This is a genomic window from Pseudomonas sp. B15(2017), assembly GCF_002113215.1.
Taxonomy (GTDB): Bacteria; Pseudomonadota; Gammaproteobacteria; order Pseudomonadales; family Pseudomonadaceae; genus Aquipseudomonas.
In genome coordinates this window covers 98,255-111,312 of the sequence record NZ_NEJZ01000006.1, presented here as the reverse complement: position 1 = coordinate 111,312, position 13,058 = coordinate 98,255, and the positions used below count along the sequence as shown (strand labels likewise).

Below are 13,058 nucleotides of genomic sequence, written 5' to 3'. Positions count from 1 at the left end.
CTACCGCTTGCGCGGGGGCAGGGTCATTGGTCGGGCCGCAACCGGGTTTGTCCGGCGTGGTCTAGGCTTGGGCGTCTGGAACTTAAATCAAGGAGTGTGTGCTATGAGTCTTTTGAGCTTTGTGAAAGAGGCCGGTGAGAAGTTGCTCGACCTGCTGACCCCCGGCAACGCCAATGCCAGCGACCAACTGAAGGAACACATCAGCAAGGTCGGGTTGGGTAACCCGAATGTCCAGGCGACCGTGGACGGTGACAAGGTAACGGTCACCGGTGAAGTGGCGAGCCAGGAAGAGAAAGAGAAAATTCTGCTGGCAGTGGGCAACATTGCCGGTGTCGGCAGCGTCGATGACCAGATCACCGTGACCGGGCCGGTGGTGGCGGCGGCGCGTTTTGTGGTCGTGAAGAAGGGCGACACTCTCAGCGCGATTTCCCTGGCGGTGTATGGCAACGCCAATCAGTACAACAAGATCTTCGAGGCCAACAAACCAATGCTGTCACACCCGGACAAGATTTATCCGGGGCAGACGCTGCGTATTCCCGAGTAACCGCACGCCTGCGGGAGCGGCCTTGAGCAGCTCCCGCAGTCTTCAGCGCTCGGCAATCAGCGCTCGGCAATCAGAGCCCGGCAATCAAATCCCGATAATCCTCGACCGCCGCAAACTCCCCGGTGTCCTTCGGCCCTTTGCGGCTGTCCGGTTCCTTCACGGCCAACAGATGCGCCACGCCGAAATTCCGCGCACTGCGCAGGATCGGCAAGGTGTCGTCGATGAACAGGCTGCGTGCCGGGTCGAAGTCGATATCGGCCTGCAAGGCGTCCCAGAATTGCGGGTTTTCCTTGGGAAAACCGTAATCGTGGGAGCTGATCAGCCGCTCGAAGTACGGCGCCAGTTCGATTCGTTCCAGTTTCAGCGACAGCGAATCGCGGTGCGCGTTGGTGATCATCACCACACGTTTGCCGGCTCGTTTGATCGCCTCCAGAAACGTGTCGGCGTCCGGGCGCAGGGCGATCAGGTGGGCGGTTTCCAGTTTCAGTTCACGCACCGACAGCTTCAGTTCCGCGCTCCAGAAATCCAGGCAATACCACTGCAATTGACCGGCATGGCGCTCGAACAGCGGCTGCAATTCCATTTCCGCCATGGCCCGGCTCACGCCATGCAGTTCGGCGTAGCGCTGCGGCAGGTGCTCCAGCCAGAAGTGGTTGTCGAAGTGCAGGTCGAGCAACGTACCGTCCATGTCCAGCAGAACGGTATCGATGTCGGACCACGGTAATGAAGGCATGGCAACGTCTCGAACGGTAGAAAGATATCCGACGCAAACAATCGGAAAAGCCGCGTTATAGTAGCGCGTTCACGCCAAGGAGCTTTGCATGCGCCAGAAACCCACCGTACTTGCCCGCGAGATCGTCGCCACCAGCCGACTGTTCTGCGTCGAAGAGCTGAAGTTGCGTTTCTCCAACGGCGTGGAACGTACCTACGAGCGGCTGGTCGGCAAGGGCGCCGGTTATGGCGCGGTGATGATCGTGGCGATGCTTGATGCCGAGCATGCGGTGCTGGTCGAGGAATATTGCGGCGGGACCGACGAGTACGAGCTGTCGCTGCCCAAAGGCCTGATCGAACCCGGCGAAGACGTGCTGGCCGCCGCCGAGCGTGAGCTCAAGGAAGAAGCCGGTTACGGCGCGCGTCAGCTGGAGCATCTGACCGAGTTGTCATTGTCGCCCGGTTACATGAGCCAGAAGATCCAGGTGGTGCTGGCCACCGACCTGTACGAAGAGCGTCTTGAAGGCGACGAACCTGAGCCGATGCGCGTGGACAAGGTCAACCTGCGGGAGTTGTCGGCGCTGGCGCAGAATCCGAATTTCAGTGAGGGACGCGCCCTGGCGGCGTTGTACCTGACCCGCGATCTGCTGACCCAGCGCGGATTTTTTCAGTCATGAGTGAGATGTCTATGAATTTTCCCCATCCGTTGATGGCGCCGGTGGTCGAGCTGGCCCTGCGGGCCGGTGAGGCGATCCTGCCGTTCTGGCGCGCCGGTGTGGCGGTCACCGCCAAGTCCGATGATTCGCCGGTGACGGCGGCGGACATGGCTGCTCACCATGTGATCGTCGCTGGTCTGACGGCGCTGGATCCGAGCATTCCGGTGCTGTCCGAAGAGGATGCCAACATCCCGCAAAGCGTGCGCGAGGGCTGGCAGCGCTGGTGGCTGGTGGACCCGCTGGACGGCACCAAGGAGTTCATCAGCGGCAGCGAAGAGTTCACCGTCAATATCGCGCTGATCGAAAACGGCCGGGTGGTGTTCGGTGTGGTGTCGATGCCGACCAACGGGCGCTTCTACGTCGGCGGCGCGGATCTGGGTGCCTGGCGCGGCGACACGGGCGGTACACCGGCGGCGATTCAGGTGCGTGACGTGCCGGGGCCTGGTGAAGCCTTCACCGTGGTTGCCAGCCGTCGTCATTCGAGTCCGGAACAGGAACGCCTGCTGGCCGGTTTGAGCGCCAGTCTTGGCGAGTTGCAACTGGCCAATATCGGCAGTTCGCTGAAGTTCTGTCTGGTGGCTGAAGGTGCTGCCGATTGTTACCCGCGTCTGGCGCCGACTTCGCAGTGGGACACGGCGGCGGCGCAGGGTGTGCTGGAAGGGGCCGGCGGCGAGGTGCTCGACCTGAGCGGCGAAGCATTCTGTTACCCGCCACGGGAGTCGTTATTGAACGGTTTCTTCCTGGCATTGCCGGCGAAAGCCGCCTGGCGGACGAAGCTGCTGGAACTCGCCCGCACGTAAGCTCGCTCAATCTTCAGCGGTGCAGGACGTACTGCCCGCTGAACGTCACCGCATCTTCATCGCTGCCCGTATTGACGACCCGCGTGTGCAGCGTCAGTCGCGCCCGTCCATAGCGCTGATACATCGTCAGAAATTTCTTCCACACCGCAGCGCTCGGTGACGGGCAGATCGCAATGGCATCACCGGTCACCGGCAGTGGATAACTGATCTGTCCTTCCTGGATCACGATGTGTCCCTCCTCGATGCCTTCCTCTTTCAAGCGCAAATGCAGCCAGCCCCAACCCGCCAGTACGGCGCCGCAATATAGGCTGCCGCCGAACATGGTGCTCTTGTGATTGACGTTGGCGTCCAGCGGCAGGTGCAGGCGCAGTTGCTGCTCGTGCCAGTCGAGGACTTTGAGGCCCATGTCCCGGGTCAGCGGAATGTCGTGGTGAAGGACCGATTCCAGATAACGACTGTCGTGCTTCATGCCCGGACCTCTTGCGGCAGAAAAGTGAATTGAGCGTGCTTCATTCGGACTCGTCGGAATGGCCGCCGCTGCCAGCGAAATTCAACCCGTGCTTGCGCAGTTTGTCATGCAAGGTCTTGCGCGGAATGCCCAGGGCTTCGGCGAGACTGCGCACGGAACTGTGAGAGCGGGCCAGTTCGGCGGCGATCAGCGATTTTTCGAAGTTTTCCACTTGCTCGCTGAGCCCTCCCGCCGTGATTTCGACGCTGGTGCCGGGGCTGCCATCGGGCTGCGTGTTGTCCAGTGCCAGTTCCAGGCCGAGGGCAAAACGCTCCGCCGCGTTCTGCAATTCCCGCACGTTGCCCGGCCATGAATGCCGCAGCAGCAACGCCCGTTGCGCCGGCTGCAATTCATGCGGTGGCAGGCCATGGCGGGCGCTGGCTTCGTCGGCGTAATGCTGGAACAGCATCAGCGCGTCTTCACCCCGTTCACGCAGTGGCGGAATGCGCAGCGGCGCCACGTTGAGTCGGTAATACAGGTCCGCCCGGAAACGCCCCTGATCGGCGGCCTGGCGCAGGTCTTCCTTGGTGGCGGCGATGACGCGAATGTCCAGCGGGATCAACTGATTGCCGCCCAGACGCTCGACCACGCGCTCCTGCAGCATGCGCAGCAGTTTGACCTGCACGTCCATGCTCATGCTCTCGATTTCATCGAGGAACAGTGTGCCGCCGTTGGCAAATTCGAACTTGCCGATCCGGCGCTTTTGCGCGCCGGTGAAGGCGCCGGGCTCATGGCCGAACAATTCGCTTTCGACCACCGACTCGGCCAGCGCTCCGGCGTTGATCGCCACGAACGGGCCGTTACGCCGACTCGACAGATCATGCAGGGCGCGGGCGACGACTTCTTTACCCGCACCGGTTTCGCCGAGGATCAGCACGTCGGCCTTGGTCGCCGCCAGTGCGCCGATCTGCTCGCGCAGGCGCGACATCGGCGCGGACTGACCGACCAGCCGCGCGCTCAATTCGTTGCGATCACTCAGGGCCATGCGCAGGCTGCGGTTGTCCAGCACCAGACGCCGCAGAGCCAGGGCGCGACGCACGCTGTCGAGCAGGGCGTCACTGGCGAAGGGTTTTTCCAGAAAATCATAGGCACCGGCGCGCATGGCCTGCACGGCCAGGGGCACGTCGCCGTGGCCGGTGATCAGCAGCACCGGCAGCTCCGGATCCTGAGCGTGCAGTTCGCTCAGCAATTCCAGGCCATCCATGCCGGGCATGCGGATGTCGCTGACCACGACGCCCGGCCAGTCGCGCTCCAGTTGCGCGGCCAGGCCCTTGGCTTCGGACAGCGGCAGAATTTTCAGGCCGGCCAGATCCAGAGTCTGGCCGAGGGCCTGACGCAGGTGCGGATCGTCGTCGATCAGCACCACCTGAATGCGGTTGTCGATGGTCATGCGCTTCGATCCTCGGACGGTTGCAGGCTGACCCCGGGTGCGCCGGCGCGCAGTCGCAGGGTAATCAAGGCGCCACCTTGCTTGTGGTTGGCGAACGACAGTTCGCCGCCGAAGGCGCGCATCAGGGTTTCGCAAATGGCCAGCCCCAGACCGAGACCCTGCGTGCGGGTCTTGGTCGTGTAAAACGGTTCGCTGGCTCGGCCCAGGGCTTCCATGCAGAAACCCGGGCCATTGTCGCGAATGTACAGGTTGACGCCTTCGTCGGTGGATTCGGCACTCAGCCACAATTTGCGCGGCGGGCCTTTCTCGGTCAGGGCGTCGAGGGCGTTGGCCAGCAGGTTGCCCAGCACCTGACGCAGCCGGGTTTCCCCGGCCTCGACCCACAAGGTCGCGGCGGGCAGGTCGCGGATCAGTTCGACGTCCATGCTGCGGCGACGTTTGGCCAGCAAGGCGAGTGCATCATCCAGCGCCGGTTGCAGGGCGACGCTTTCCGGGGCGTGGCGGTCGCGGCGGGCGAAGGCGCGCAGGTGAGCGATGATCGAGGCCATGCGCCCGGTCAGTTCGCTGATCAGTTTGAGGTTGCCGCGAGCGTCTTCGGTCCGCTCATGGTCGAGCAGCACTTCTGCGTTCTCGGCGTAGCTGCGGATCGCCGCCAGCGGCTGGTTGAGTTCGTGGCTGATGCTCGCCGACATCGTCCCCAGCGCCGACAGTTTGCCGGCCTGCACCAGATCGTCCTGGGCGCGGACCAGTTCCTGCTGCGCCTGTTCACGCTCAAGCACTTCCTGCTTCAAGCGCCGGTTGAGGCCTTCGAGATCGCTGGTGCGCTCGGCAACCCGGCCCTCAAGTTCCCGTCGGGCCTTGGCTTCGAAGGCGATGCGTTCCAGGTAATGACGACGACGCTGCATCATCAGGCCCAGCAACAGCATCACCACCAGCAAGGTAGCGCCGCCGATCGCCACCACGGTGCGCACCGGCCGGTCGATCAATGTGCGCGGGGCGAGGATGCTGACGCTCCAGCCGGTTTCCGCGATGTCCTGGGTCTGCGGCAGCCAGGCGGTCTGGCTCAGGTTCAAGGGGCGTGGCTCGCGGGTCGGATAGGGCTGGATCGCGGTAATCGCCGCACGTTCGGTATCACTCAGGGGGCGGGTCGCGCGAAAGCGCCATTCCGGGCGCGAGGTCAGGATGACCACGCCGTTGTGGTCGGTCACCAGCAGTTGTTCCGGGGTTTTGCCCCACAGGCTTTCGGTGTGATCGAGGTCAACCTTGATCACCAGCACGCCGATGATTTTTTCGCCGCTGCGCACGGCGGCGGCGAAGAAGTAGCCGCGCTTGGCGGAGGTGGTGCCCAACCCGAAGAAGCGCCCGAGGCGGCCGGCCATGGCCTCGCTGAAGTAGGGCCGGAAAGAGAAATTGCGCCCGACGAAACTGTCGTGCTTGTCCCAGTTCGACGCCGCCAGTGTCCGGCCGTTGGTGTCCATCAGGTACATGACTTCGGCGCCGGTCTGCGCGGCGATGTTTTTCAACAGGCGATTGGCATTGCCCTGGGTGACGCCGTCGTCCGGCGCGCCGAGCACTGCGCGCAGCGCTGGCAGGTCGCCGAGGATTTGTGGCAGCACCTCATAGCGATGCAGCGTGCCCAGCAGGTTGGCGACGTAGAGGTCGAGGGTCTGGCGGTTCTGGCCGGCCAGTTCGCTGCGGTAATAGCGCTCGGCCAGATGTTCCAGCGGCCACAGCAGCGGTGCCAGGCACAGGGCCAGCAGGGCGAGGCTGCGCCAGCGAGGGCGGCGGGGAAGGGTCGGAGTCATGAGCATCGAGCGCCTGTGGGTACAGGCGCATTATGCCTAGGCTTGCAGGCGCAGTCTGCGCACCCGTGGCCCGGTGTGCAGCGGCGCTGAAGATTCACACAGGACTTCAGGAAAAGACGTCGGCGTCCTTGAGGAGGGCGGCAGCCTGATCCTTGGCCGACAGTTTTGGCGCTTCATCCAGTTGCCAGTCGATGCCCAGGTCCGGGTCGTCCCAGCGAATGCTGCGCTCGGACGACGGGTTGTAGTAGTCGGTGGTCTTGTAGAGGAATTCGGCGAATTCGCTCAGCACCACGAAACCATGGGCGAAACCTTCCGGTACCCACAATTGACGATGGTTGTCGGCAGACAGACGCACCGCCACCCACTTGCCGAAATGCGGCGAGCTGCGGCGGATATCCACGGCGACATCGAGGACTTCGCCGACGGTGACGCGGACCAGTTTGCCCTGGGTGTTTTCCAACTGGTAATGCAGCCCGCGCAGAACGCCTTTCTGCGAGCGCGAATGGTTGTCCTGCACGAACTGCGTGTCGAGGCCGGTCGCGTCCTGAAAGGCCTGGGCATTGAAGCTTTCGTAAAAGAACCCGCGCTCGTCACCGAACACCTTGGGTTCGATGATCAGGACACCAGGCAGGTCAGTGGGGATTACATTCATCGGGATATTCCAGTGGCAGGTTTGAATGGCCGACATTCTTGCGCAAAGTGCCGTTGGGTGCGAGGGGAGGCATGCAAATCCATCTGCTTCGCTGCGTGTCGGGGGACGGATGGTCGGGGGTTGCTTATCGCCCGAAGCAATGGCGATATAGGCGCCTAATAAAATTTCAGGGGTCGTTCCATGTCGTTCGCCACGTTGATTCATCGCGCCAGTTTGCCCAGTCCTCAGGTTTCGCTGGAGCAGGCCCGGCATCTGCTGGCGCAGCATTACGGCTTGAACGGCACGTTACTGGCTCTGGGCAGCCAACAGGACCTCAATTACCGGGTCGACAGCGAGCGTGGGCGGTTCGTGCTGAAGATCTGCCGGGGCGACTATTCGCTGGTGGAGTTGCAAGCCCAGCATGCGGGCCTCAAGTACCTGGCCGAGCAGGGCGCGGTGAAGGTGCCTCGGGTGATTGCGGCCAGCAACGGCGCTGACCTGCTGACGCTGGACGTCGAGGGCGAGTCGGTGCATGTGCGGCTGCTCGATTACATCGAGGGGCAGCCGCTGACGGCCCTTGATCATCTTGGCCATGAGGTTGTCGCCGGCTTCGGTCGACTTTGCGGCGAAATGGATCTGGCCCTCGCCGGTTTCGACCATCCGGGGCTCGAACGCACGTTGCAATGGGATGCGCGCCACGCCAGCGCCCTGATCGAGCACCTGCTGCCGGTGATCGAAGACGAACGCCAGCGCGCGCTGATCGCCGAGGCTGGCGAGCAGGCCAGGCTTCGTTTGCAACCGCTGGTGGAAAAGCTGCCGGTGCAGGCGATCCACATGGACATCACCGATGACAACGTGGTCTGGCAGCGTGACGCACGGCGCCACTGGCAGTTGCAGGGCGTCATCGATTTCGGTGATCTGGTGCGCACCTGGCGCATCACCGATCTGTCGGTCACCTGCGCCGCGCTGCTGCACCACGCCGCCGGCGATCCGTTCGTGATTCTGCCGGCGGTGCAGGCCTATCACGCGGTCAATCCGCTGCAACGCGAAGAGCTTCTGGCGCTGTGGCCGCTGATCGTGGCGCGGGCGGCGGTGCTGGTGCTCAGTGGCGAGCAACAGGTCAGCATCGATCCGGGCAACACCTACAGCCGCGACAACCTGACCCACGAATGGGAAATCTTCCGGGTCGCCACTTCGGTGCCGCTGGCATTGATGGAGGCGGCGATTCTCACGGCAGTGGGGCAGACGTTACCGGCCATTGACAGTGAAGGCTTTGCGCCGTTGTTGCCCGGTCTGGTCGGGCGCGAGTTCGCGTTGATCGATCTGGGGGTGTTGAGTGCGCACTTCGAGGCGGGCAACTGGGAGCAGCCTGGCATCGATCAGCGTCTGTTGAGTGAAGCTGCTGCTATCCATGGCCTGGCGTCCAGTCGATACGGGCAATACCGGTTGTCGCGCACCCGGCCCGACAGTGCCGAAGAGCCAGAGACATTCCCGCTGCACGTTGAATTGCATGTGCCCCAGGGGTCTACGGTGGAAGCACCGTTTGCTGGCGTATTTCACCTGTCGGCTGACGGCGCGCTGCGACTCGACGGCCCGCAACTGAGCTTGCGTTTGCTCGGTGTGAAGCCTTCGTTGCACAGCGGCGCAGCGCTGGTCAAAGGCCAGGTGCTGGGTTCGGTGGACGGTCCGTTGATTGTGCAGTGGGTCCGCGATGCGCATCTGCAGGCGCCGCTGTTCTGTACACCGAGCCGTGCGCCGGCGTGGCAGGCGTTGTCCCCGTCGCCGGCAGCGCTGCTGGGCCTGGCCTGCGACGCCGAGCCGGAACTGGACGCCAAGACCTTGCTGGCGCGCCGCGACGCCAGTTTCGCCCGCACCCAGAAACACTATTACGTCGACCCGCCGCGCATCGAACGTGGCTGGCGCAATCACCTGATCGACATGCAGGGCCGCTCCTATCTCGACATGCTCAACAACGTCGCGGTGCTCGGTCATGGTCATCCGCGCATGGCGGCGGTGGCGAGCCGGCAGTGGTCGCTGCTCAATACCAACTCGCGATTCAACTATGCGGCGGTCGCCGAGTTTTCCGAGCGCTTGCTGAAACTGGCGCCGGAGGGCATGGATCGGGTGTTCCTGGTCAACAGCGGCAGCGAGGCCAATGACCTGGCGATTCGTCTGGCGTGGGCCGCCAGCGGTGGACGCGACATGATCAGTGTGCTGGAGGCCTATCACGGCTGGACGGTAGGGGCGGATGCGGTGTCGACCTCGATTGCCGATAACCCGCAGGCCCTGAGCAGTCGCCCGGACTGGGTACATGCGGTGACCGCTCCAAACACCTATCGCGGCGAATTTCGCGGCCCGGATTCGGCACCGGATTATGTGCGCAGCGTCGAACAGCATTTGGCGAAGATCGATGAGCAGAAGCGTCAACTGGCAGGGTTCATCTGCGAGCCGGTCTATGGCAACGCGGGCGGGATCTCGCTACCGCCGGGTTACCTGAAAAGGGTCTATGAAATGGTGCGCGCCCGTGGCGGCGTGTGTATCGCCGATGAGGTGCAGGTCGGTTACGGGCGCATGGGCCACTTCTTCTGGGGTTTCGAGGAGCAAGGCGTGGTGCCGGACATCATCACCATGGCCAAAGGCATGGGCAACGGCCAGCCGTTGGGCGCCGTGATCACCCGCCGGGAAATCGCCGAGGCGCTGGAAGCCGAGGGCTATTTTTTCTCGTCCGCCGGTGGCAGTCCGGTGAGCTGCCAGATCGGCATGGCGGTGCTGGATGTCATGGAAGAAGAAAAACTCTGGGAAAACGCCCAGGTGGTCGGCGAGCACTTCAAGGCGCGGCTGGAGGCGTTGATCGATCAATATCCGCTGGTCGGTGCGGTGCACGGTTCCGGGTTCTACCTGGGGGTCGAGTTGATCCGCAATCGGGAAACCCTGGAACCGGCGACCGAGGAAACCACGCGGTTGTGTGATCGCCTGCGCGAGTTGGGAATTTTCATGCAGCCGACCGGTGATTATCTGAACGTGCTGAAGATCAAGCCGCCGATGGTCACCTCGCGTCAGAGTGTGGATTTCTTCGTCGACATGCTGGTGAAGGTGCTGGAAGAAGGACTCTAAGGCGTTTCGAACCCGTTAAATGCCGATTTGTATCGATATTTAACGGGTTAAATTGGGATTGTTTTTTGTTTATGGCTTCTAAAGCCGATATTTATCGTTTATAAAGTCGCCATAGTCCGTCGTCCAAACCTGTACGGCGTGTTGAAAAAACCTCGACGGTTCCCTGGAGTCTGATCGACATGACCACCTTGAAAAGTACCCCACGCGCCGATGGCTTCTACATGCCGGCCGAGTGGGCGCCGCAAACCCAGACCTGGATGATCTGGCCCGAGCGTCCGGACAACTGGCGTCTGGGCGGCAAGCCGGCTCAGGCTGCTCATGCGGCAGTGGCCAAGGCCATCGCGCGTTTTGAACCGGTGACCGTGGCGGTCTCCGCCAGCCAGTACGAAAACGCTCGTGCTCGTCTCGACGTGCCGAATATCCGTGTGGTCGAGATGTCCAGCGATGATGCCTGGGTTCGCGACAGCGGCCCGACTTTCGTAATCAACAACAGCGGTGAAGTGCGCGGTGTGAACTGGGACTTCAACGCTTGGGGCGGCTTTGACGGCGGCCTGTATTCGCCGTGGAACCGTGATTCCCAGGTTGGCGGCAAGATTCTTGAAATCGAGCGCAGCCCGCGTTACCGCACCGAAGGCTTCGTGCTCGAAGGCGGCTCGATTCACGTCGACGGCGAAGGCACTCTGATCACCACCGAAGAATGCCTGCTCAACCGCAATCGCAACCCGCACCTGGGCCGCGAAGAAATCGAAGCGGTGCTCAGCGAAAACCTGTCGGTAGACAAGATCATCTGGCTGCCGGATGGCCTGTTCAACGACGAAACCGACGGCCATGTGGATAACTTCTGCTGCTACGTGCGTCCGGGCGAAGTGCTGCTGGCGTGGACTGACGATCCGCAGGATCCGAACTACCCGCGCTGCCAGGCTGCGATGAAAGTGCTGGAAAGCAGCACCGACGCCAAGGGGCGCCCGTTCACGGTGCACAAGATGCCGATTCCGGGGCCGCTGTTTGCCACTGAAGAAGAATGCGCGGGCGTGGATCCGGTGGACGGCACCCAGGAGCGCAATCCGAGCGTGCGCCTGGCCGGTTCCTACGTGAACTTCCTGATCGTCAATGGCGGCATCATCGCACCGAGCTTTGACGACCCGATGGATGCTCCGGCCCGGGAGATCCTGCAGAACCTGTTCCCGCAACACGAAGTGGTCATGGTGCCGGGCCGTGAACTGTTACTGGGGGGCGGTAACATTCACTGCCTTACCCAACAGCAACCCGCGCCGCACAAAGAGTGAGTGCGGATGTAACAGCTTGAGTTGATTGGAAAAACGACCGGGCAGTCATTTGTTGCCCATGCTTGAAGAGAAACCCGCAGCCCGTCAGGACTGCGGGTTTCTTTATGTCCGCTGGTCGACAATTTGATTACGTTGGCATAGCTCTTGTATCGCTTATGGCGCACTAGGGAGGGGGGAGAACTTCAACGGTTCTGTCATAAACCTTGGATAACTTAGCCGCTCATGAACGGGGAGAGAGCGCTGAAATGAACGCCGAAGTGAACGTAATCAGCGAGCGGACGTTGCATCCCATGGCTGTAAATAGTGAGTCGCTCCAGATTGTCGCGCACTGGTTGAAGTCCAATGGAACGCGTCAGATCAGGGAACCTGATCCGCGCCGGATGATGATCGAGCGTTACCCCGCTGGCCTGTTCAGCGAGGCCGAACTGGAAGCACTCTGGGATGTGATGGAAGGATAAGAAGAACAAACAAGGATTGTAAAAAGCGCTGCCGGGATGGCAGCGCTTTTTTTATGGACGCGATATCAGAAGCTGTTGGGGTCGTTGACCACCAGGTTGACTGCCTTTCTGGCGATGACGGCTGGCGGTTTTGATTCGACCGATTGCCGCAACAGACTGAAAGTCATTCCGGCGTTTTTCCGCAGCGACCGAGGGACTAATGTGCCGGCATCTTTCCCATCCTTTGCCGGAGTTCTCCGATGGCTCTTCATTACATCTACGACCCGCTGTGTGGCTGGTGCTATGGCGCCAAACCGCTGGTGCAAGCCGCGCAGCAGGTGCTGCCGGTGATCGCCCACGCCGGCGGCATGATGACCGGTGCCAACCGCCAGAGCGTTTCGCCGCAACTTCGCAATTACGTGATGCCTCACGACCGGCGCATCGCCGAATACACCGGTCAGCCGTTTGGCGAAGCGTACTTCGAAGGTCTGTTGCGCGATCACTCGGCGGTATTTGATTCGACACCACCCATTGCCGCTGTGATGGCAGCCGAAAAAATCGACGGCCGTGGTCTGGAAATGCTTGGGCGTTTGCAGACTGCGCACTATGTCGAAGGGCGGCGAATTGCCGACCAAAGTGTGCTTGTGGAATACGCGGTGACGCAGGGTTACAACGCCGAGAGGTTCTTGTATGCCTTGCAGTCCGTCGACACCGAACAACACATAAAGAACAGCCGCGCCCTGTTGGCAAAACTGGGTGGGCAGGGTTTTCCAACTTTCGCACTGGAACAGGACGGTCAATTCGCATTGGTTGATATCGGGCCGTGGCTTGGCAAGCCAGAGGCTTTTGCCCAATGGTTGAGGGAGTCGTTTACACCGGCGCGAGGGACTGAAAGCCTGCCGGTCTGTGGCCTCGAGGGTTGCGCATGATCCCGCATTAAAATCCCTGATTGCTGGCATTTCCGTGCAATCGGCCATCGCAAAATTTACTTTTTTTAGACGTTTTTCGCCTATTTAAAGACGATTCTTGAAATTGACACATTGTTGAGGGCGCGGCTACGATTCGGCCCAACGCCTGTGGCTAACCGCCATGATTCAAAATCAGGAGCAGGCCCGC

General features: G+C 61.8%; 12 protein-coding genes. 7 read left to right on the top strand and 5 right to left on the bottom strand.

Annotation, left to right across the window (positions count from 1 at the left end):
- The first annotated feature begins 103 nt into the window (after positions 1–103).
- A complete protein-coding gene (gene lysM, locus CAF73_RS11410) occupies positions 104–544 on the top strand; it encodes a peptidoglycan-binding protein LysM (protein WP_085698024.1) in 441 nt (146 codons plus the stop codon).
- A 70-nt stretch (positions 545–614) separates the two neighbouring features.
- Here lysM and yrfG read toward each other — a convergent pair whose 3' ends face one another.
- A complete protein-coding gene (gene yrfG, locus CAF73_RS11405; RefSeq protein WP_085698025.1) occupies positions 615–1,277 on the bottom strand; it encodes a GMP/IMP nucleotidase in 663 nt (220 codons plus the stop codon).
- 88 nt (positions 1,278–1,365) lie between these two features.
- Between yrfG and nudE the strand changes: the two genes are divergently transcribed.
- Both nudE and cysQ read left to right on the top strand, forming a co-directional pair.
- Entirely contained in the window at positions 1,366–1,932 is a 567-nt protein-coding gene (nudE, locus tag CAF73_RS11400; RefSeq protein ID WP_064382762.1) for an ADP compounds hydrolase NudE, read from the top strand.
- 5 nt (positions 1,933–1,937) lie between these two features.
- Positions 1,938–2,771 carry a 3'(2'),5'-bisphosphate nucleotidase CysQ gene (gene cysQ / locus CAF73_RS11395; protein ID WP_085702726.1) on the top strand — a complete coding sequence of 278 codons (834 nt, stop codon included), beginning with the start codon at positions 1,938–1,940 and terminating at the stop codon, positions 2,769–2,771.
- 13 nt (positions 2,772–2,784) lie between these two features.
- Here the strand turns inward: cysQ and CAF73_RS11390 are convergent, their stop codons facing one another.
- From CAF73_RS11390 to rfbC, 4 genes are all read right to left on the bottom strand, one after another.
- On the bottom strand, positions 2,785–3,240 hold the full coding sequence (locus CAF73_RS11390) for a YiiD C-terminal domain-containing protein (RefSeq protein ID WP_085698027.1): 456 nt from the start codon (positions 3,238–3,240) through the stop codon (positions 2,785–2,787).
- A 40-nt stretch (positions 3,241–3,280) separates the two neighbouring features.
- Positions 3,281–4,669 (bottom strand): sigma-54 dependent transcriptional regulator, encoded by a 1,389-nt coding sequence (locus tag CAF73_RS11385; protein ID WP_085698028.1) that lies wholly within the window; start codon positions 4,667–4,669, stop codon positions 3,281–3,283.
- Positions 4,666–6,474 (bottom strand): ATP-binding protein, encoded by a 1,809-nt coding sequence (locus tag CAF73_RS11380; RefSeq protein ID WP_085702725.1) that lies wholly within the window; start codon positions 6,472–6,474, stop codon positions 4,666–4,668. Before CAF73_RS11380 ends, CAF73_RS11385 begins: the two co-directional genes overlap by 4 nt.
- A gap of 106 nt (positions 6,475–6,580) precedes the next feature.
- Positions 6,581–7,126, bottom strand: coding sequence for a dTDP-4-dehydrorhamnose 3,5-epimerase (rfbC, locus tag CAF73_RS11375; RefSeq protein WP_085698029.1), 546 nt, complete (start codon positions 7,124–7,126; stop codon positions 6,581–6,583).
- Positions 7,127–7,306: 180 nt separating this feature from the next.
- On the opposite strand from rfbC, the gene CAF73_RS11370 reads away from it, so the two are divergent.
- The 4 genes from CAF73_RS11370 to CAF73_RS11355 all read left to right on the top strand — a co-directional run bounded on the left by CAF73_RS11370 (position 7,307) and on the right by CAF73_RS11355 (position 12,871).
- The gene (locus tag CAF73_RS11370) at positions 7,307–10,219 is read left to right on the top strand and encodes an aminotransferase (protein ID WP_085702724.1); all 2,913 of its coding nucleotides are present in this window, start codon (positions 7,307–7,309) and stop codon (positions 10,217–10,219) included.
- 179 nt (positions 10,220–10,398) lie between these two features.
- Positions 10,399–11,505, top strand: coding sequence for an agmatine deiminase (gene aguA / locus CAF73_RS11365; protein WP_085702723.1), 1,107 nt, complete (start codon positions 10,399–10,401; stop codon positions 11,503–11,505).
- 245 nt (positions 11,506–11,750) lie between these two features.
- The gene (locus tag CAF73_RS11360) at positions 11,751–11,963 is read left to right on the top strand and encodes a hypothetical protein (protein WP_007952633.1); all 213 of its coding nucleotides are present in this window, start codon (positions 11,751–11,753) and stop codon (positions 11,961–11,963) included.
- A gap of 239 nt (positions 11,964–12,202) precedes the next feature.
- On the top strand, positions 12,203–12,871 hold the full coding sequence (locus CAF73_RS11355; protein ID WP_085702722.1) for a DsbA family protein: 669 nt from the start codon (positions 12,203–12,205) through the stop codon (positions 12,869–12,871).
- The last annotated feature ends 187 nt before the right edge of the window (positions 12,872–13,058 follow it).